We start from the raw sequence: 20,728 nt of genomic DNA, 5'->3' as shown, positions 1-20,728 counted from the left end.
GGTACTATAGCACTTATAACTCACTAACAAACTTGCAGATCTTATGTTGGCAGAAGGCATAATGCCCTATGAGAAGCGATTAAAAATGTCCAGTGTCCCCTGATAACAATTGAATGCTGTTATAACAAGATTAAAGCTTTTCATAAATTAAAAGTAAAAATCATGAATATCCAACTTAAACCTGAATTAGAGCAAATAATTGAAGCACAAATTGCTACAGGTAGATATAGTAATCCTGAAGAAGTAATTAGTAAAGCATTAAAGCTGTTATTAGAGTGGGAACAAGGTTATCAACAATGGGTAGAAGAAACACGGCAAAAAGTTGAAGTAGCTATTGAACAGTTGGATAGAGGGGAAGGGATAGAGGGGGAAGTTGTAATTGAAAGATTACGCTCCAAATTGCGTCAACCGAGAGAGACACAGGGATGAAACAACATATTATCTCTCCAGCAGCTAGCCTTGATTTAGCAGAAATTATTGATTATTTTACTATCAGAAATATTGAAGCAGGAGAGCGTTTTATTGATGAGTTTGAAAAAAAGTGTAAATACTTAGCTAATTTTCCTAATATGGGACGCAGTTATGCCAACATTAACAATGATTTGAGAGGTGTTCCATTGGATGGGTACATTATTCTTTACCGAATTATAGATAGCGGTATTGAAATTGTGCGTGTGGTTAGCGGTTATAGAAATTTAGAATCTTTATTTGCAGAGGATAATTAAATAAACCTGAGTTCGACAGAGCTAAAAAACCCCTCTCCAAACCTCTCCCCTGCAAGGAGAGAGGCTTCAAAACCTTTATTTTGTGTTGAGTTTTAAACATATTTAAGCCCCTCTCCGCGTCGGAGAGGGGTTGGGGTGAGGTTCATCGAACTCACGTTAAATAAAGTTTGTCTTGCTAGAGTTGATGGTGAAACCCTAGCACTAAAAGCATAGTAACCAATTAATTCTGTGATTTTTGAGTCGCTGTGCGGTTTATCAACTACAGTATCGTCTCCACTTAATTAATGTCCCTCTTACCAAGTTGAATGTTTGATTTGATTTCATCAAATAAATCCTTGGGTTCATACCGCTCACGCAGCAAAAATCTATTGACAATCACTACTCACCTGTTTTTTACTGCAACGTTCAACTTGGCTTTTAAGTCTACCCACGTCACACCGTCTAGGCTTGGTAATACCACATGGGCTGCGCCGACGCGTTCAACGGGGCCTAGTCCTACTGCTAACATACCGCCTGCTAAAGCGGCTTCAATTCCGGCGGCGGCATCTTCTACAACTACACATTGTGATGGTTGCAGTCCTAGTTCCTTAGCAGCGTATAAAAACAAATCAGGTGCAGGTTTAGGTTGTTCCACACTGTAACCATCAGCGATCGCATCTACTTTATCAGCAATTCCCAATAACTCAACAACAGTATGGGCATTTTTACTAGCAGAACCAATCGCAGTCTTAATTCCAGCTTGCCGTAATTCATCCAAAAGTGCGATCGCGCCTGGCAATAAATCTTGTGGTGTCATGTGGTGAATTAGTTCTATATAGTAGCCATTTTTCCGATCCATCATTTCTTGGATTTGTGCTTCTGAATACTTTCGATCCCCAATAATTGACATTAAAGATTCCCGCCTAGATATACCACGCAATGCTTCGTTAGCTTCACGGTCAAAAGGAATACCTTCTTCATCAGCTAACCTCTGCCAAGCTTGATAGTGGTATTCTGCTGTATCGGTCAGTACACCATCAAGGTCAAAAATCACCCCACGAATATCCGGGGTTGAGGATTGGGTAAATGTTTCCATTGTCTTTTGTTTGGGGTGCAAATCAAATTCTTGCCATTTGCCGCGCCAGTGCAGTTTAAACTTGAGGCGCGTCCAGTGAGAAGGTAGGTGCGGGTTCGCTACGAGTCCATTTTCTGTTAACTGAATTCCACCAAATCCAAAAACTACTGCTTGCCACACACCGCCAGCACTTGCACCGTGAATTCCTTCATGGGCATTACCGCGAGTATCTTCCAAATCAACCATTGCAGCTTGCATAAATTGTTTGTAGGCGATTGTTGATTTGCCCAAATCGGCAGCTAGAATGGCGTGAATTGCTGGGCCGAGAGATGAACCGTAGGTAATATCTGTGCGCGGTGCGTAGTAGTCCCAATTTGCTTGTAATGATTTTGGATTGTAAGGAAATTCTGCCGATTCCCGCATTAAATAAAGCAGCATCAAGACATCTGGCTGCTTTAGGACTTGCCGCTTATTGCCTTCTTCAATACCTAAAATAGCTTGAATGGAACGCCTTCGTGGTTCGTAGTCATCTAAGTTAATATCTTGGAGTTGGAAAAATCCCTCACACTGTTCAATTAATCCGGTTTCTGGGTCGTAGGGAATCCAGATTTTATCAATGATGTCTTGCCAGTGCGATCGCACTTCGGATGTGATTTGGAGTTTCTGTTCTAATTCTGCCGCCTGTTCTGGAAAGTTTTGCCGCAGCCAATTATCAATAATTAGTGCTTTTTCTAAATTCCATTGCACCATGCGGTTGGTGAAGGTGTTGTTATGCACTAATTCGTGATACTCATCGGCTCCAATTACCCCCCGAATTTCATACCGTTCTTGTTCTGGATTATACTCAACCCGGCTGTCCCAAAAGATAGCCGTATCTAAAACAATCTCTGCGCCGTAGTTTCGCATCCATTCATCATCACCAGTGACTAACCAGTAATACCAAACAGCATAGGTAATATCTGCACTGATATGAATTTCGCGATCGCGGCACCAAATCCGTATATCCTCACCATAAAAATCATTGGGAAGTGACCACCGGGGCGTAACTTCATCCCCAGTCACCGCACTTTCCCAAGCATACATTGCGCCTTTGTACCCAGAATGCGATGCTTTACGTCTGGCTCCTGGTAAAGTATGGTAACGATAACTAAGTAAATTTCGGGCGATCGCTGGTTGAGTAAATGTAAAAAATGGCAGGATAAAAATTTCTGTATCCCAAAAAATATGACCGCGATAGCCAAACCCAGAAAGAGTTTTTGCTGGAATACTCACCCTATCGTCATACCGAGGCGCAGCAATTAACAGTTGAAAAATGTTGTACCGAATCGCAAAAGCTGCTGTATTATCACCTTCGATCTGGATATCACTCTGCTGCCAAACTTCATCCCAGACTTGAGTATGGGCATTGAATAGGATTTCGTAATCTGGGAGTTGAGCCTGTTTTTCTTGAGCAGCTAGGACTGGATTATCAATCTCTCGTGAGGAAAACACTGTGATAATTTTTTCCACCGTCACAGTTTGGTGAGTTTTAGCGATAAAGGTAGCATTTAAGGAGGGATAACCAGGGGCAGTGTTAACTTGTATAGATGCTTCTGTCCCTAATACTGTCATCGTAGCTGTCATGCCAATCGCAATCCGGGAAGTACGGGTGCGGCTATGCAACCAGATGCCTTGCTGGGTTTTACCTTGGTCTAAATCTACCCAGTGATTGAATCCTTGGTTTTCAGGATAGCCATTGATGCTGCCTTGCACTTCAATCAAGCCGTCAAAATCTAGCGGTGTTAACTGACAGCGTTGTGCCAAAATATGCTGATCTGCAAGACTAGCAAAACGTTCAAAGTGAATATCTATAGTTTTGCCATTGGGAGTGCGCCAACGTAAGGAACGGCTGAGAAGACCGCGACGCACATCAAGCCGCCGTTCATAATGGGTGATTTCTCCTTCGTTGAGGCGAAAGCGATTACCATCGATAATCACTACCAAAGGTAGCCAATCAGGACAGTTGGCAAGCTCGGTATACACCACAGGCACATCATCATAGACACCGTGGATAAAAGTAGCTGGCAATTCACCAGGATAGTCTCTTTCAAAACTACCGCGTGTTCCTAAATATCCGTTGCCAATCGTGAAAATAGTTTCTCTAGAATGCAATTGCTCAGGCTCAAACTGGGTTTCGGTTAATGTCCAGTCTGTATAGATAAAATTGCCAGTCTTACTTTTTGTATCCATTGTTAAGCTAAATTCCAAATGCGAGGTTAGAGGCTAGGGGTTAGAGGCTAGAGGCTAGGAAATGTACACCTCGTGTGATTGGGAATTGCTATAAAAGCTGAGAAAATAGGTTAATTGTGCTTGTGCATATGTTGTTCTAAAATTTTTTCTGTCCTTGGTTTATAGATGAGATGGAATAAGGTTTCCATGTAGCGATCGCGTGCTTCATTGTTTGCCGGAGCGACAAAGTTCCAGAAGCTAAACATTTTGGCTAGTAACAATACTTGGTTAGCGTGTGATGACCAATTATAGTTGTTAAGAATTCGCTGACTCATCCATTCAGAAACTTCCTCCCAATAATGAGGATTATTTTCACACTTATCAAAGAAATTTAAAATTGACTGTGCTGTTCCTTCTAAGTCGGTCGGGTTAACAATAAATCCATCTTCTCGATTTTCTAGAATTTCGGAAGCACCACCAAATTTAGTAGCGAAACTCGGTAAGCCACAAATCATTGCTTCTAAAATACTGATGCCAAAAGCTTCAAAGCGAGCATAATCAACATAAATTCCTTGGCGATCGGCAATTACACGGTAGGCTTCGCCAAGCTCGTCGCTCGAAAGACGCATTCCCAACCAGCGAATATGATTATGGAGATGATGTTCATTAATAATGTCATGCAGCCGTTGGATTTCTTCGGCTTCTTCTGCATTAGCCGCTTCTGATGGATGTAATTTACTTGTTAATAAAATTAAATTACACCGTTTTTGTAATTCCTCACTTTTACTAAAGCATTCGGCTAACCCCGCCATATTTTTAATAGATGTTAACGTAGCTACAGCAAAGATATTTCGTTTGTTTTGCTCATCTAAATTACCCAATATGTGCTGGTCTTGGCGGTTAAATATTAGGTCTTCAACTTGTTTAGTTCGATTGAGATCCCGTCCGGCTTTTTGTGAATAGGGAAAGAATATTTTTTGATTAACTCCTGGTGGTACTAAATTGAATTTAGGGCTAAATAAATCAATGCCATTCACTACATGATATAGCTGAGGCATGGTAAAACATTTATAGGATTCGTACTGTCCTATGCTGTCGGGTGTGCCAACAATTTCTTGATAAGATGAGGTAATAATGAAATCGGCTGCATTCATACTAATTAAATCAGCAGTAAATTGAGCCGAAAAATGATATTTATCTTCTAGTTCATGCCAATATAAGTTACTAAATAGATATTTGGGTTTTTCTAAAGAGTGAGCAATATTACATTGAGTTATTTTGAGACGTTGGGATAAAACTGAGGCAACTAAACTACCATCACTATAATTGCCAATTATCAAATTTGGGCGACCCTGAAATACAGCTAGGAGTTCTTTTTCAGCATCATTAGCAAAGTTATCTAAATAAGGCCAAATCTCAAATTTAGAAATCCAATTGTTAGTAATCTCTGGATTAAATTCAGCGAAAGGTACGCGTAAAATCCAAGCGTTTTCTGTATCTTCAACTTTTTCTAAGCGTAGTCCACAGGATGTGCCTTCACAGTTGGGAATCAGCCGAGTCAGAATGATGATATGAGGTTTAATACCTAATACGTCAAGTCCAGCAAGTTTGATTTCTTCGCGGAGTTTGTTTTCTAAGCTGTGTGCTTGTTCGAGAACATAGACAACTTGACCTAATGTTTCATCGCGTCCCAAAACATCTTTTTGTCCCACCCAACCGTGAATGGAAACCAAGACGACGCGAAAAACAGCAGGAACACGCGCAACAAATGCTTCTAAGATAGCAGGTTGGGGGGTATCAATTAGCCTATCAAGTAATGATAGAGTTTCACTAACACGCGCCGCAGTATTTCCCCATCCCGGTTCTAAACCGATATCTTGGAGATGAACGCGAAATTTTTCGTAGGGTTCGTCAGCTGGTCTGTCACTTAAAAATTGGAGTGCTTGTTTGATTTGTTTGGCAAATTGTATACCTGAGCGAATGCGATCGCCTATTAACAAGCGTTTTCCATCATACTGCACTCGCCGCAAGGCTCGAAACAATATTTCTAACCAACGTTGAGGATCATTTAATAATTGATTGCACAGGTAATGGTTGAGAAACGCTAAACCTTGACCAATATTTCTGGGGTCATCGACTGAGGGCAAATCTTCATAAAACGGGTCGAGGTCAATTTCGAGAATATGAGGTTGGTAGCGATTAACTAAGCGATCTCTCATATCTAAAAAAGCCTGCGGTGACATTAACTCACACTGACTCAAGTCAGCGTTTAGTCGCCATAGTTCTTGGCTAGCAATCTTGGGACGAAGCACAAACCAAGTATTTTCCTCTGCCAAAATTATTTCATGAGTATAGTCAATAAGTCTGCCAAGAGAGGAAGAATAGTAAAAATATGCAGGCTTTTGGGAGTTATGGCAATAATCAGCAAATACTTGCAGAATTTGATTTCTCAGGAAATAATTTTTACCTGAGGCAGTTAATAAAAATATCAATTGCTGTAAATCAGCTTTTTCATCACTGTTCAGTACAGCGTGTAGCAGTTCATTCATAATGAATTCCACCACTCTAGTCGGTCACGACCTCATCTTTATCTCCTCAAAAATGGCAATCCTATTTTTAGGGTTTTTAGAGGTACATTACCGTTCTTACCCCAGTATCCTAGATAACCTTTCTATCGTTTGGCTTCTAACTCTGGTATGAATCATGCCGAAAATGGCAGTCTTCTATGGTTTAGCTATTGCAGAAATAGTTTTTAAGTAAATAAGCGATCGCAGCACAAAATTGAGTATACTACCCATTAGCATCAAGCTACTCATGCAATTTTGTGCTATTGCGCGCAAATTTAAATTTAACTAACTTAATTAAACACTTTTAATCTGAATTACACCCTTATCAAAAACACGCTTATCAGTAGAGATCGCACTCACTTCAATCCTATCTGGATAAACTTCATAAGCAGCAAAACTTAAACTAGAAGCAGAATACTCTGTCCACTCAGAACGACCTACAGGACGAGTACCCGCGCCACCGCCAGTAATTAAATAAGTTGTACCATTAATAGATCTAGTACGTTCATAGTGATGTTCATGACCATTTATATAAAGTTGAACACCATATTTTTGAAATAAAGGAGTAAAAATTTTAATAAACTCTGGATTATTACCATAAACACCAGAAGCATAAATTGGATGATGACCAAATACAACTTTCCAAGGTGTTTTACTACGGCTTAATTCTTGTTCTAACCAAGGTAATTGTTTTTTCCAGTCAGCATTGCTGTTAGTATCTAAAGCAAAAAATTGTACTTGATTGCGGCGAAATGTATAGTAACGTTTGCCATGCATATTAAAGCCGGGATATTTTACCTGCGGTTCACCGTTGTCTGTACGAATATCGTGATTTCCTAAGCAAGCTTGAAACTTTACGCCTTTTTTGAGCAATGCTTGATAGGGACGCTCAAAGACTGCACCAATTTTTTCTATCTCACCGTTATTGTAAATGTTATCTCCAGCTAAAACGACTAAATCATAAGGATGTTGCTGATGATAAAAATTCATTGCCTCCGCTACAGCATACTGTCCTTTTGCACCTGTACCTGTATCGGCTACAGAGACAAAACGCAATAGTAAGTCTTTTTTCGCTGGTTTAGCAGCTATGACAGCCAAATTATTTTGACGCGCTAAACTCCAGCCGAGAAATCCTGTACCAATAGTTCCTAAGCTACTTAAAAATAAAAATTGACGACGTTTTAGGTTCATAATTTTTCAGTATGAAGTATATGTAGAGTGTAAAGTATGAAAGTTGGCTAGACTGTCTCTATGCATCAATAGTTTCATACAAGCACGCAGTATAAGATACATTAAGGCAGAAGAAACAGCAGCAATATCATAGTTGCTTTTCTTTGATTCGCTGCTTTTGGTGAAACCATGTCACAAGACAACCAGAATTCACAACCCCCTGCTTCCCCTGAACCAAAGAGAAATCGTTCTCGCCAAGAACGCTACCAGAGACAGCAGCCAATTTGGAAGACTACAATTATCCGAATTCTGCGGGGAACTATTGGGGTTTTAGAAACAGCAGTGGTCAAGCTAGAGACTGCACCACCTCCAGGAACGGAGGAAACTCCGGGTTTTTGGCAACAGTTACAGTCGCTATGGAGTGGACTGTTAGCTAAAATTCGGTCTTTATTACCAGTAAATTTATCAAGGCAGTTGTCAGACACAGCTTTGACCGGAATTATTGCTGGAATTGCTGTGATTTTAGTTTGGACAACTTCTAGCATCTTTACGAATAAACCTACTGAGATAGCAACAGTTCCACCAGTTGAAGAGGTTCCTGTACCTACGCCAACAGTAACTACTCCGCCAGAGTCAACCGCACCCGAACCTGAAACCGAAGCAACTCCCACCCCAACACCAGAAGCAGAAGTAACTCCAACGCCGGAACCGGAACCCGAAGTAACACCTACACCAGAAGCAGAACCAACTCCAACGCCGACACCAGAACCAACACCAACACCAGCCGTAGAATTGACACCAGAACAAATTTTAATTGCATCCATCGAGAATCAAGTGGCAGAAATTAGCGATCGCATTGCCTCTGGTCTGATACAGTCAATTCAAGCTAACTTTCGTACTAGCAATTTAACTGTCAAAATTAGTAACGATTGGTACACTCTTAAAGAATCTCAACAAGATAAACTCGCAGATGAGATTCTACAACGTTCTCAAGAACTCGACTTTACTCATTTGGAAATAGTTGATGCTCAAGATAAGTTGATTGCTAGAAATCCTGTTGTCGGCAATCAAATAATTATTTTCAAACGCCGCGCACTAAATCAGGCTATCTCATCTCAAGGCTAAGATTCCAAAACATATTATTTGTTATCTAGAGTTGTAACTAGTTAATAAGTTTTGTAGCTTTCGCCTAATAGCTTAGGACATAAAAGCTTCATAAAACCTATACAAAAAAACACTTTCAAGCCTGTTCACTTTTAATTTGTGAACTTGGTGACTGTTTAGTGACATCACCAATAACGAAGCTAAAATAAATATGAGTTTTTCGGCACAAACTAGAAAAACCTGCTCTTGAATTAGAAGAGCAGGCGATGTAATTTGTATCAGGATTTTTCTGAATTAGTATTAGGCATTATCCGGAATTTTTGAGTGCTTGTTGATAATTCTTCACTTGTACATCAATTCCAGTGATGGCGGTACCAACTACAACAGCATAAGCACCCAAGTTTAAAGCTTGACGCGCCATCTGTGGTGAAGAAATACCGCCTTCACAAATTACCGGAATGTCTAATTCTGCGACTATCTGCGTCAAGAGTTCCCAGCCGGGAGGAGAATCATTATTAGTTTTGGCAGTGTAGCCATATAGTGTTGTGCCTAAAATATCTGCACCTGCGCTTGTGGCTGCTCTTGCTGCTTCAATAGTATCTACATCAGCCATGACAGGTTTACCTAATTCCTGATGAATTCGGGTAACTATATCGCCTACTGTCTCGCCATCAGGACGATGCCTGGTCGTTGCATCGATCGCAATTATATCGGCTCCAGCCTGAGCAACCTCAGCCGCATGGTAAAACTGCGGCGTAATGTATATATCATATCCAGGTATTACTTGTTTCCATAGCCCAATTATGGGAACTTTCACCCGTCTTCGGACTGCACTGATATGGCTTGGCGTATCTATCCGTACACCAACTGCACCGTTATTAACAGCAGCCTGCGCCATTGCAGCCATAATTCTTGGTTCATGCAGGGGTGAGTCAACAGGTGCTTGGCAAGAGACAATTAGCCCGTTTTTTAGGCTTTTAATTGAGTAGTCATTGGTCATTGGTCATTAGTCATTTGTCCATAGTCAAAAGTTATTCTCCTCTGCACCCCTGCTCCTCTGCCCCCCTGCTCCTCTGCCCCCCTGCACCCCTGCTCCCCTTACTCCTCACTCAGCACCTTTATTGACTGAGCAGGTATCCAGACAGTAAAAATTGAACCTATACCTACTGTGGATTCTACTTCAATTCGGCCGCGATGCAGTTCTACGAGTTGTTTTGTTAAAGCTAAACCGAGTCCAGTACCTTCGTAGCGACGGCGATATGGCGTGTCGAGTTGCTGAAATTTCTCGAACATCACTGGTAATTGCTCTTCAGAAATGCCAATTCCCGTATCTTCTACTTGAAAAATAGCTGTATCCTCTTCTACCCAAAGGCGCAAGGTTACACTGCCACCTTCGGGAGTAAATTTAATAGCATTGGTTAATAAATTCCACAAAATTTGTTCTATACGCTCGGCATCTGCGCTAAAGCGATCGCGTTTTGGATCGATTTGCAAATCTAGTTTGAGATTAACCTGTTGTTCAGTGGCCTTATCTATTAAGGCAGAAATAGCATTTTCTCCTATATGTGCCAAGGAAAATTCGCTAATATTTAAAACTGTTTTGCCAGCCTCAATTTGTGATAAATCAAGGATGTCATTAATCATTTCTAATAAATGTTCTCCACTGTCGTGGATTGTTTGCAGATAATCTCGCTGACGTTGGCTCAACTCTCCTATAGGCCAGCGTAACAATGTAGAAGACATCCCAATAACATAAGTTAACGGCGTGAGTAATTCATGGCTAATTGTGGCGAGAAATTCGTTACGCAAGCGACTAGCAGCTTCCGCAGCTAATAAGGCATCACGTAAAGCCATTGTCCGTTCAAGGACTCGTTGTTCGAGGGTTTGTTTTTCTTGAGTTAATGAGCGCATTAACTCCGATTGATGAATTGCGATCGCTAATTGTTCGGCAATAGCAGTCAGTAAATTGCTATCATTTTCATTCCATTGGCGGGGAACATCACATTGATGAGCAATTAACAAGCCCCAAAGTTTTTCCTCAAACATAATTGGTGCTGCCAACTTTGCCCGAACACGGTTAGCGCGGAGAAAATTCAATAAACATTCTTCTAAGGCATAAGTTTTTTCCACATCCTCGACAACTAGGGTAAAACCTTGGCGATACTTATCCCAACAAACAGAATGGCGTGTAAAGCAGTTTGCCTCTTGAGAATGTAACACCGAAGGAATCGCATCCGTAGCCTTAGCTTCATAGACTATACAACCCCCATACTTTTGCCAGTCTTGGATTGGGGGTTGAGAAGAATTTTGCGCTTTCAGGGTTGAGTTTTGAGTATTGACCCTTGCACTCTCAAATTTATAGATTACTAACCTGTCTAATTTTAAAAAATCACGTACTTGTGCGATCGCTGTTGCCATAATGAGTGGCAAATCTAAACTTTTGCGGATCTGAGTGGTAACTTGATTTAACAGTCGCTCTTGAGATATTTGTTTTTGCAAAGCAATTTCGATTGCTTGACAGAAATTTTCGCCCTGATTTGCGATCAGAGCTTCTGTGGCTTGCTCATTCTTGTGCGGCAGCAGATATTCTAGTAACAACAGCGTGAATTGACTTTGGAGCGTAGCATCATTAGGACGCAGAATTTGACTGTAGTATTCAAGATTTTGATAAGTATCAGAATTACTAGCAAACAAATCTTTCAATTTGCCAACAAAAGAAGCGATCGCCTCTGAACTAAATGTCAAGCTAGTGTTAAGTTCTTCCACTGCTCCTCTGCTCCTCTGCGCCTCTGCGCCCCTGCTCCCCTGCTCACAGGTTCCTAGCAAAAGCGCACTAAACTGTTCAGAAACCACTAATGTAAATCTTTGACCTTGCCATTCTTCAGGTATGATAATTCTCGCCAGCAAGGCTTCTGTCAGCACTAGCACAGAACTTTCCACAGATTGAGCCATTTGCTGTAATAATTTCCCAAGCTGATTAAATACAACTAAAGGCAAACTTCGAGAAAAGCTCAAATCAGGTGAACTAAGCATTTTCAATGGTCGGGTGAGAGGGGGTGAAGAGCCAGTGTATTGGAGATATTAACTCCGTCTTAGCAACTGGCTTTGCTAGGCTGAAATGTTTTTTAATTGTGTTCTAATCAACAGTTTAAGACGGTAAGGCGGGATTATGCATCGGATAAATGCCAAATCAGTCGGATGGAATCAGTCAGAAGGATTAATTTTTGTAGAACAAACTCCAGCGCCGTTTGTATTTATTACGGCCGCGGATACTGACATTCAAACTTTGGCAGCAGCAGTTACCAAATTACCGACAAATTTTCCTGCATTAAGAGTCGCTAACTTATTGCAGTTACAACAACAAATCAGTATTGATGCCTATGGCGAGCAAGTTTTGGAACTTGCCGAGGTAATTATTTTACGTCTTTTAGGCGGACGTGCATACTGGGCTTATGGTTTAGAAGTGGTGCAGGAAATTGTACAACGTAACGGTACAACCTTAATTGTCATCCCAGGAGATGATGGACTTGACCCGGAATTAATTTCGCAATCTACAGTTTCTGTCGATATTGTTAACCAAGTATGGCAATATTTCCGCGAAGGCGGCGTTAATAATTTTGTTAATGCTTTGAAGTTTATCGCTGATACTTGCTCAAACACATCCTTTAACCCTTTACCACCGCAAATTGTTCCCCGTGTTGGCTTATATGAATGGAGTATGGGAAGTGGTGAGTGGGGAGATAAGGGAGATATTAAGGAAATTTTCACCCCTGCACCCCCCCTATCTCCACTCCCCAAAGTCGGCATTTTATTTTACCGCGCTCATTATTTAGCGGGAAATACCAAGGTGATTGATGCTTTATGTACAGCCTTAGTTCAAAAAAACTTACAACCAATCCCAGTTTTTGTTTCTTCGCTACGTGACCCCAGCGTTCAAGATGAACTGAGCGAATTTTTCCAACCTAAAGATGCCGAGCAAATAGCGGTACTTTTGAATACTACTAGTTTTTCTTTGGCACGTTTGGACACAGAAACGCCCCAAACAGACCTGTGGCAAAAATTGGATGTGCCAGTGTTACAAGTAATCCTGAGTGGCGGTTCGGCTGAACAGTGGGAATCGCAATCTCAAGGGTTATCTCCTCGTGATATCGCCATGAATGTGGCGTTACCAGAGGTAGACGGACGGATTATTAGCCGTGCTGTATCTTTTAAAGCTTTGCAAACGCGCAACCCTGACCTAGAAACAGATGTAGTCGTTTATGAACCAGTGAGCGATCGCATTGATTTCGTCGCTCAACTTGCAGCTAATTGGGTACGCCTACGTTCTAAACCACCCCAAGAACGCCGCATAGCCCTAATTTTAGCTAACTACCCTAACCGCGATGGTCGCCTTGCCAATGGCGTAGGTTTAGATACGCCAGCTAGTTGTGTAGAAATTCTCAAAGCCATGCAACTTGCTGGGTATGAATTAGATAATTTACCCGCAGATAGTCATGAGTTAATTCAACGCCTCACAGATGGTGTAACCAATGATCCCGAAGCCAGAGAGTTGCGTCCAATCCACCAAAGTCTTTCAAGCGAAGAATATCGAGAATATTTTGCTTCCTTACCAGAATCAGTCAAGCAAGGTATTTGTGAAAGGTGGGGAGTTGGGATTGAGGGAGAAGCTTTTCAAACTCCTATACCAATTCCCGGCATTCAATTAGGAAACATCTTCATCGGCATCCAACCAGCGCGGGGTTATGATCTTGACCCTAGCTTGAATTATCACGCCCCAGATTTAGAACCCACCCATGCATATTTAGCTTTTTATTACTGGGTAAGAGAATGTTTTGGTGCTGATGCTGTGGTACACGTCGGCAAACATGGCAACCTCGAATGGCTACCTGGGAAGAGTTTAGCTTTATCCAGCAATTGTTATCCCGAAGTCGCTTTAGGGGCAATGCCGCACCTGTACCCGTTTATCGTTAACGATCCTGGGGAAGGTTCCCAAGCTAAACGCCGCGCCCAAGCTGTGATTATCGACCACCTCACCCCACCAATGACCCGTGCAGAACTGTATGGTGCATTGCAACAGTTAGAAAATTTAATTGATGAATTTTACGAAGCCGAAAGTTTAGACCCTTCCCGATTACCAGCAATCCGCGATCGCATCCGTGAACTAGTGATCAAAGAAAACCTCCACCTCGATTTAGGGCTAGAAAACAAACAAGCCATTTTCAACTTTGAACTATCAATATTAAACTCATTAGATGGCTATCTATGCGAACTCAAAGAAGCCCAAATCCGCGACGGCTTACATATATTTGGGCAATGTCCCCAAGGTAGACAACTGCGAGACTTAATCGTTGCGATCGCCCGCATCCCCAACTGTCATTCCATCGGCATCACCCGCGCCCTAGCCCGAACCTGGAACCTAGACATCGACCCCCTCACAGCCGAATTTAGCTCCTTCTTTACCCCTCCAGAATCACTCTCCGCGCCTCCGCGCCTTTGCGCGAAACTTAATTCCTGTCGCACCATCGGTGATGTCGTCGAACTCCTAGAACAACAAGCGGCCGAACTAGTAGAACAACTCCCCACCCTGCCCCCTTCCCCACTGTCCAGTACCCTAGACTGGATCAAATCCAAACTCCTCCCCGCCCTCCAACAAACCCCCACAGAAATCACCAACTTACTCCACGGACTTGAGGGCGGATACGTCCCCAGTGGTGCTTCCGGCGCACCCACACGCGGCAGGCCAGAAGTTCTACCTACAGGCAAAAACTTTTACTCAGTAGACATTCGTGCCTTACCTACCGAAACAGCCTGGGATGTTGGTAGAAAAGCAGCCGAAAACTTAATTGAATCCTATACTCAAGAGCATGGTGAGTATCCCAAAACACTAGGGCTATCTTTATGGGGTACGGCGACCATGCGAACTGGTGGTGATGACATTGCCGAAGCCTTGGCATTGTTAGGCGTGCGTCCTGTCTGGGATGGTGCAGCGCGACGAGTCGTAGATTTTGAAATTTTACCGTTGTCGATTTTGGGTCGTCCGCGCGTGGATGTCACCTTAAGAATTTCTGGATTTTTCCGCGATGCTTTCCCTAATCTGATTAGCTTATTTGAACAAGCAGTGACAGAAGTCACCGCTTTAGATGAATCTCCAGCAGAAAATCCCTTAGCGGTGCAAGTTCAACAAGATACCCAGTATTGGATAGAACAAGGTTTAACCCAACAAGAAGCAGTAGCGCGATCGCGTTATCGCATTTTTGGCTCCCAACCAGGTGCTTACGGTGCGGGACTCCAAGGTTTAATTGAATCGCAAAATTGGACTGATGACCAAGATTTAGCCCGTGCCTATATCAACTGGAGTTGTTACGCCTACACTAGTTTTAGTTCTACCCAAGAAAAGGGAGGACTCACAGGACTTGCTGCACCAGAAGCATTTCAACAGCGTTTACAGCAAATGCAAATTGTCTTGCATAACCAAGACAACCGCGAACATGATTTGCTTGATTCTGATGATTATTATCAATTTCAAGGTGGTTTAACAGTTGCCGCCCGTTCTCTGCAAGGCAAAAATCCGCAAATTTACTTCGGGGATAATTCTATTCCAGCTAATCCCCGCATTCGCCAACTTAAAGAAGAAATTGCGCGGGTATATCGTTCTCGCGTGATTAATCCTAAGTGGATTGCCGGAGTTATGCGCCACGGTTATAAAGGTGCATTTGAAATGTCAGCAACCGTTGATTTTCTTTTTGCCTATGATGCCACAACCAAATGCGTAGAAGACCATATGTATCAAGGAATCGCAGAGTCTTATTTATTTGATACAGATGTTTCAGCATTTATTCAGTACAATAATCCTCATGCATTGCGTGATATTGCTGAAAGATTACTTGAAGCACATCAGCGTGGTTTATGGGAAAATGTAGATCTACTGACACTAGATAATTTAAGAAATTTAGTACATCAAGCTGAAGCAGCCATCGAAGAAAAATATATTCCAAACAAATAAATGGTGTAGGAATCTACTATGGACAACCTTGCATATTTGCACTTAGCTTTCGCCTATGAAGACTATGAATCTAGTGATTTGGTGTCACTGAGTGCTTTGTTAGACAAAGCATCAGCACCAGACTGGAGTAAACTTTCTGGTAAGGCTTGGAAGTATATGTTACCTCTGGCTCTTACCTTGTCTATTCTCAGTAGTGTTAATAGTGTCTTGGCTCTAGAAAGAGGGGATCAAGGCCCTTCCGTCAGAAGCTTGCAACAAAAACTGCAACAAGCAGGCTTTTATCAAGCTCCTGTCACCCAAGTTTATGATTTTCCTACAGAAGAAGCTGTCAGACGCTTTCAAAAAGCAGCAGGTTTACCAGTTGATGGCGTAGTAGGAACCAGCACCCTGCAAAAATTAGACAACTGGCGGAAATCATCTGCAACTAGCCAAGCCAAAAAACCAGCAGTGGCGCGGACATCAGCTTCCAAGACTAGGGCGGCGGCAGCTAGTACACCAACCCAAAAAACTAGGGTTGCGGCTGCTAGTACAACACAATCTACCAGAAATACTACAGCCGCTACCAAACGCAGCAATTCTCAATACCTGATAAAAGGTGATGAAGGAGAACAAGTCAGAAATCTGCAAGAACGTTTGCGGGTTGCTGGTTATTATTATGGAAACGCCACAGGTGTATTTGGCCCCATCACCGAAGAAGCTGTCAAACGCTTCCAAGAAGCTTATAAATTAAGCGTTGATGGGATTGTTGGCCCTGCAACCGCCAGCAAACTGCCGCCAGCAGGCGTAGGTTATGGAGAAGATCCTGCGCCAAAACGGTCAGCTGATAGAGACAATCTTCGCAGGGGCGATCGCGGTGAAGCTGTTAGAGTTCTGCAAGAACAATTAATTAAAGTTGGATATTTACAAGGAGAGCCAAATGGATACTTTGGTTCTTACACTTCCGATGCTGTGCGTCGCTTCCAAGCAGACAATTACTTAGCTGCAAGTGGGATCGCTGGCCCTACTACCCGCGCTCGGTTATACAACAAGGTAAACCCTGCATCAAAAAATAATTTTAGTGTGTTAGAAATTCAAAGAAGACTCCAAGATAAGGGCTTCTACAAAGGTAAATTAACCGGAGTGATGGCAGACGACACCAAAAAAGCCATCAAACAAGCCCAAGAATTTTATGGTGTCAGTCTAAGCGATATCAGAAGCGGACGCTTTTAACATCCGCTTAGATTTGCCAATGTGAATTCCCAATCGGTTACTTGCCTCCGATAACATCAAATAGAAAATTGCTCAAATTATTGATAGTTTTGAGTAACTTCTTTTGATTATCCAGCCCCAATGTTACAACGGCATGAGTGCGCGTTGGCATTTGGGGCATACTGCGTGGATTGTCATTTGACAGTCGAGCAGATGAAATCCTTCTTTTTGAGCAGTTTTTGCACCAATTTTTAAAATCGAATCGTTTTTAAACTCAATAGTGCTGTTGCACCGAACACAAATTAAATGATGGTGATGGTGGGGGTAAGGTTGGTTGATTTCGTAATGTTTATGGCCTTCCCCCAATTCTAGTTCCCGCAAAATTCCCATCCGTGCCATCAGTTTCAACGTCCGATAGATGGTTGAAAGACTTATCCCTTCGCCATCGGCTTCTAATCGATGGTAAAGATCCTCGGCACTGAGGTGTTCACCTTGCGGAAGTTCTTGAAAAATATGTAAAATCGTTTCGCGCTGGGGAGTTAAACGCCAGCCTCTTTCATTTAATTCTGCTTTGAGTGAAGTAGTTGTGTAGACAGTCATACTAATTTTTCTCAACAAAGCCTATTAGTTGAGAATATAACAAATGTCTTGAGCAATTTGCAACAAACAATGCTTATTGATAATGTTTATTAAGTTCCCATAAATTATTATTGAACTTTTCAAGCGACTAATCTAGTAGCGATCCCCTTCTATAGCTCTATCCGGCAGCCGAATAAATTAGCATAGATTAGACTAGCTGCAAAAGTTTTTCATAAGCTAAAGATGGCAGGCGGTAAAAACATTACTGTTCTTAACATTCACGCTCTCAAAATCGCCGATCTTTTTACTATTGCTATAAATTCTACCTATGGACAAGCAAATTAATTTTGCTATAACTGAATAGTCCGAAATTAAAAAGTGTTGGAAATGTAAAGAATAAAGGATGAAGGATAAAATTTCACACTTCACACTTCATACTTTACACTTCACACTTCATACTTCATACTTTGTTAACTCAGAGACTCTAAATAATCGCGGATGAGGTTGCGCCGTTTGGGTTGACGTAGCTTTTGCAAAGCTTTAGATTCAATTTGGCGTACTCGTTCCCGTGATAAATCAAGTGCGCGTCCAATTTCGGCTAAAGAGTAAGGATGACCATCTGCTAAACCAAACCGCATCAGAATTACATCTCGTTCGCGGGTAGTTAAATCAGCTAACAGATTTTGCAAGTCTTTTTGTAAAGATTCTCGCATTAACATTTCTTCTGGAGTAACGCTATCTGTTTCTAGCAATTCTCCTAACTCAGTATCTTTATCTTTGCCGACTTTAGTTTCTAAAGAAACAGAACGAGGAACTCTTAATAACACTTCTCTAACTTGAGATGGTGTCATTTCTAACTCAATTGCTAAATCTTCTAAGGTAGGAGTCCGACCTTTTTCTTGAGCAATTTTGCGTTGAGCTTTTTTAATTTTGTTTAATTTTTCGGTAATGTGGACAGGTAGGCGAATTGTGCGGCTAGAAGTAGCGATCGCTCTTGTAATCCCTTGACGAATCCACCAGTAAGCATAGGTGCTAAAGCGATAGCCTTTAGTAGGATCAAATTTTTCTACAGCTCTTTCTAAACCAAGAGTTCCTTCTTGGACTAAATCTAATAATTCCAAACCACGATTTTGGTATTTCTTGGCAACAGAAACCACAAGACGCAGGTTCGCCTTGATCATGTGTTCTTTAGATTGAAGTCCTTGAGATTGAATTTGCTCCAGTTCTTCTACTGTGATTTTGGCAATTTCGGCCCAACGGCGTTTGCCTTCTGACAAAATCGGCTTGAGATCCGACACTTGCACACCAGCAGTAGAAGCCCATCTTTCCAAAGAAGGACGGTGTCCGAGTTCAGATGCTAAACGTTCTTGAACTTCAATTAATCGCAGATAAGGCCCAACTACAGCATCTCCGTGCTTGGCAGCATTGGCTAGTACTGTCCGCATCCGCAGGTAGCGTTGAACTTTTTGAGCTTCTGAAACTTCTTCATCACGCCCCAACAACCGGACTCGGCCAATTTCCTGAAGATATAGACGTACTAAATCAGTACTACGACGGTTAGTATTTGCACCAAAGCTAGCAGGGTCAACAGTAACTATCTCCAAATCTTGGAGATCTTCGACCGACAAATCACCGTCGTCAACCGTGAGATCTGGGTCTAAAACCTGGCGGGATTTTTGGGAATTGTAGGCGGCATCCGGGTAAAAAGATGTTGCTGGCATAGTCTCAATGGCTCCAGGTAACAATAGATTTCGGTCAGCTAATCAGAATCAACTGTTGCTATTGTTCCCGTGATTCAAGATGAAATAACACGGTAAAGGGTTCCAATACAATTTTTTTTCAAAAATTGCACTAGTGTTTCCAACATTTAATGCCGAAAAGCTTCGGCTGCTGAAGATTTTGATTGAACCAATAGCTATTCAAATCTATAGATAGGCTTTAAATTTTGCGCTACCTCGTCAGTGTTTTAACTTAATAAGTATTAAATTTTACTTTTTAAGTGGTATAAACATCTTTCAGTAAAGTTATGTTTAACATCTGTTAGTCCTATCTACAGAGCTATGAAAGTGATTTCCTGACGATTTACTATTTTTTGTCTCAGGATTTTTTGGGAATCTCAGAAGGTAAAAAGAAAAGCAAAATATGGGGAGTGGGGAGTAGGGATAATAACTAATGACAAATAACTAAATATTAGTGATACTCTGGCTTAATGTTCCGCAGCATCAGTTCATCAAGTGCTTGTTGAGGCGTAACTTCACCCTGGAGTAATCGATAAACTTGCTCTGTAATTGGCATATAAATATTTTGCTGCTTGGCTAATTGCATCAAAACTTGGCAAGTGTTGACTCCCTCGGCTGTACCTGGCAAATTAGCAAGAATATTTGTCAGGGTTTTGCCACAAGCCATCTGATAGCCGACTTGGTAGTTGCGACTCAAAGGACTATTGCAGGTGGCTAACAAATCTCCCAGACCTGACAAACCATAAAAAGTTTCCGTTTTCGCATCTAAAAAATTGCCGATGCGAACCATTTCTGTAAGTCCACGGGTGACTAAAGCAGCTTTGGCGTTGGTTCCTAATTGTAAGCCATCACATACACCAGATGCGATCGCCATTACATTCTTAAGTGTTCCCCCCAATTCCACACCTAAGGGATCAGGATTTGTATAAACTCGGAAACGCGGTGAAGAAAATACCAATTGAACTTTTTCTGCCGCAGTTGTGATGTTGCTGGCTACTACAGTTGCAGCAGGTAATGATTGTTGAATTTCTGCTGATAAATTCGGGCCTGACAATACAACTACTGCATTGTCAGGAAATGCAGCTTGCCAAATTTGCGATGGCGTTGCAGTTGTTTGTGGGTCTAAGCCTTTTGTTGCTGTGACAAAAATTGTCTGTGGCGAAAGGGAGCAAGACTGTACTTGCAAGGCGACAGTTCTTACCCCTTTCATTGAAATGGCAGATAGCACTATTTGAGCATCTTGGAGAACAGCTTCTAGAGTTTCTTTGCCATGACGCGACCATATTCGTACCCTGTGGCCATTGGTAGCAGCTAGATTTGCTAAAGCTGTACCCCAAGCACCTGCGCCCAAAATTGCAATGGTAGTTTCTTGCACCACTTTCAACAGTTAT

At 41.9% G+C, this 20,728-nt stretch carries 13 protein-coding genes; 5 read left to right on the top strand and 8 right to left on the bottom strand.

The features are described 5' to 3' along the window. Positions 1–162: 162 nt before the first annotated feature. Positions 163–429: a type II toxin-antitoxin system ParD family antitoxin gene (locus H6G76_RS10280; RefSeq protein ID WP_190699334.1), complete on the top strand. Its 267-nt coding sequence runs from the start codon at positions 163–165 to the stop codon at positions 427–429. Beyond that, positions 426–725, top strand: a complete 300-nt coding sequence (locus H6G76_RS10275; protein ID WP_190699331.1) for a type II toxin-antitoxin system RelE/ParE family toxin — start codon at positions 426–428, stop codon at positions 723–725. The genes H6G76_RS10280 and H6G76_RS10275 overlap by 4 nt, the downstream gene beginning before the upstream one ends. A gap of 382 nt (positions 726–1,107) precedes the next feature. Here H6G76_RS10275 and pgmB read toward each other — a convergent pair whose 3' ends face one another. The 3 genes from pgmB to H6G76_RS10260 all read right to left on the bottom strand — a co-directional run bounded on the left by pgmB (position 1,108) and on the right by H6G76_RS10260 (position 7,745). Next, the gene (pgmB, locus tag H6G76_RS10270) at positions 1,108–4,008 is read right to left on the bottom strand and encodes a beta-phosphoglucomutase (RefSeq protein ID WP_190699328.1); all 2,901 of its coding nucleotides are present in this window, start codon (positions 4,006–4,008) and stop codon (positions 1,108–1,110) included. 110 nt (positions 4,009–4,118) lie between these two features. After that, on the bottom strand, positions 4,119–6,536 hold the full coding sequence (locus H6G76_RS10265) for a sucrose synthase (protein WP_190699325.1): 2,418 nt from the start codon (positions 6,534–6,536) through the stop codon (positions 4,119–4,121). 312 nt (positions 6,537–6,848) lie between these two features. Next, entirely contained in the window at positions 6,849–7,745 is an 897-nt protein-coding gene (locus tag H6G76_RS10260; protein WP_190699322.1) for a metallophosphoesterase, read from the bottom strand. A gap of 168 nt (positions 7,746–7,913) precedes the next feature. Here H6G76_RS10260 and H6G76_RS10255 point away from each other — a divergent pair, with 168 nt between their 5' ends. Then, the gene (locus tag H6G76_RS10255) at positions 7,914–8,849 is read left to right on the top strand and encodes a hypothetical protein (protein ID WP_190699319.1); all 936 of its coding nucleotides are present in this window, start codon (positions 7,914–7,916) and stop codon (positions 8,847–8,849) included. A 286-nt stretch (positions 8,850–9,135) separates the two neighbouring features. On the opposite strand, the gene H6G76_RS10250 is transcribed toward H6G76_RS10255, so the two are convergent. Together H6G76_RS10250 and H6G76_RS10245 are read right to left on the bottom strand one after the other, a co-directional pair. Continuing rightward, positions 9,136–9,828: an N-acetylmannosamine-6-phosphate 2-epimerase gene (locus tag H6G76_RS10250; RefSeq protein ID WP_190699317.1), complete on the bottom strand. Its 693-nt coding sequence runs from the start codon at positions 9,826–9,828 to the stop codon at positions 9,136–9,138. Between the two features lie 98 nt (positions 9,829–9,926). Continuing rightward, entirely contained in the window at positions 9,927–11,861 is a 1,935-nt protein-coding gene (locus H6G76_RS10245) for a GAF domain-containing sensor histidine kinase (RefSeq protein ID WP_190699314.1), read from the bottom strand. Between the two features lie 136 nt (positions 11,862–11,997). Here H6G76_RS10245 and cobN point away from each other — a divergent pair, with 136 nt between their 5' ends. Then, positions 11,998–15,831, top strand: a complete 3,834-nt coding sequence (cobN, locus tag H6G76_RS10240) for a cobaltochelatase subunit CobN (protein WP_190699311.1) — start codon at positions 11,998–12,000, stop codon at positions 15,829–15,831. Positions 15,832–15,849: 18 nt separating this feature from the next. After that, the gene (locus tag H6G76_RS10235) at positions 15,850–17,040 is read left to right on the top strand and encodes a peptidoglycan-binding protein (protein ID WP_190699308.1); all 1,191 of its coding nucleotides are present in this window, start codon (positions 15,850–15,852) and stop codon (positions 17,038–17,040) included. A 123-nt stretch (positions 17,041–17,163) separates the two neighbouring features. Here the strand turns inward: H6G76_RS10235 and H6G76_RS10230 are convergent, their stop codons facing one another. From H6G76_RS10230 to H6G76_RS10220, 3 genes are all read right to left on the bottom strand, one after another. Then, the gene (locus tag H6G76_RS10230) at positions 17,164–17,619 is read right to left on the bottom strand and encodes a Fur family transcriptional regulator (RefSeq protein WP_190699306.1); all 456 of its coding nucleotides are present in this window, start codon (positions 17,617–17,619) and stop codon (positions 17,164–17,166) included. Between the two features lie 449 nt (positions 17,620–18,068). Next, positions 18,069–19,319, bottom strand: a complete 1,251-nt coding sequence (gene sigC / locus H6G76_RS10225; protein WP_190699305.1) for an RNA polymerase sigma factor SigC — start codon at positions 19,317–19,319, stop codon at positions 18,069–18,071. Between the two features lie 469 nt (positions 19,320–19,788). Beyond that, entirely contained in the window at positions 19,789–20,712 is a 924-nt protein-coding gene (locus H6G76_RS10220) for an NAD(P)H-dependent glycerol-3-phosphate dehydrogenase (protein ID WP_190699642.1), read from the bottom strand. Positions 20,713–20,728: the final 16 nt, after the last annotated feature.

This window comes from Nostoc sp. FACHB-152, from assembly GCF_014697475.1.
In the GTDB taxonomy this organism is placed as follows: domain Bacteria; phylum Cyanobacteriota; class Cyanobacteriia; order Cyanobacteriales; family Nostocaceae; genus Nostoc_B.
This window is presented reverse-complemented; position numbering and strand designations above follow the sequence as displayed.

Coding starts and splice junctions, on each gene's coding strand:
- H6G76_RS10230 (WP_190699306.1), bottom strand. CDS start 17,619: ATGACTGTCTACACAACTACTTCACTCAAAGCAGAATTAAATGAAAGA.
- H6G76_RS10245 (WP_190699314.1), bottom strand. CDS start 11,861: ATGCTTAGTTCACCTGATTTGAGCTTTTCTCGAAGTTTGCCTTTAGTT.
- H6G76_RS10275 (WP_190699331.1), top strand. CDS start 426: ATGAAACAACATATTATCTCTCCAGCAGCTAGCCTTGATTTAGCAGAA.
- pgmB (WP_190699328.1), bottom strand. CDS start 4,008: ATGGATACAAAAAGTAAGACTGGCAATTTTATCTATACAGACTGGACA.
- H6G76_RS10235 (WP_190699308.1), top strand. CDS start 15,850: ATGGACAACCTTGCATATTTGCACTTAGCTTTCGCCTATGAAGACTAT.
- H6G76_RS10250 (WP_190699317.1), bottom strand. CDS start 9,828: ATGACCAATGACTACTCAATTAAAAGCCTAAAAAACGGGCTAATTGTC.
- H6G76_RS10265 (WP_190699325.1), bottom strand. CDS start 6,536: ATGAATGAACTGCTACACGCTGTACTGAACAGTGATGAAAAAGCTGAT.
- sigC (WP_190699305.1), bottom strand. CDS start 19,319: ATGCCAGCAACATCTTTTTACCCGGATGCCGCCTACAATTCCCAAAAA.
- H6G76_RS10255 (WP_190699319.1), top strand. CDS start 7,914: ATGTCACAAGACAACCAGAATTCACAACCCCCTGCTTCCCCTGAACCA.
- H6G76_RS10280 (WP_190699334.1), top strand. CDS start 163: ATGAATATCCAACTTAAACCTGAATTAGAGCAAATAATTGAAGCACAA.
- cobN (WP_190699311.1), top strand. CDS start 11,998: ATGCATCGGATAAATGCCAAATCAGTCGGATGGAATCAGTCAGAAGGA.
- H6G76_RS10260 (WP_190699322.1), bottom strand. CDS start 7,745: ATGAACCTAAAACGTCGTCAATTTTTATTTTTAAGTAGCTTAGGAACT.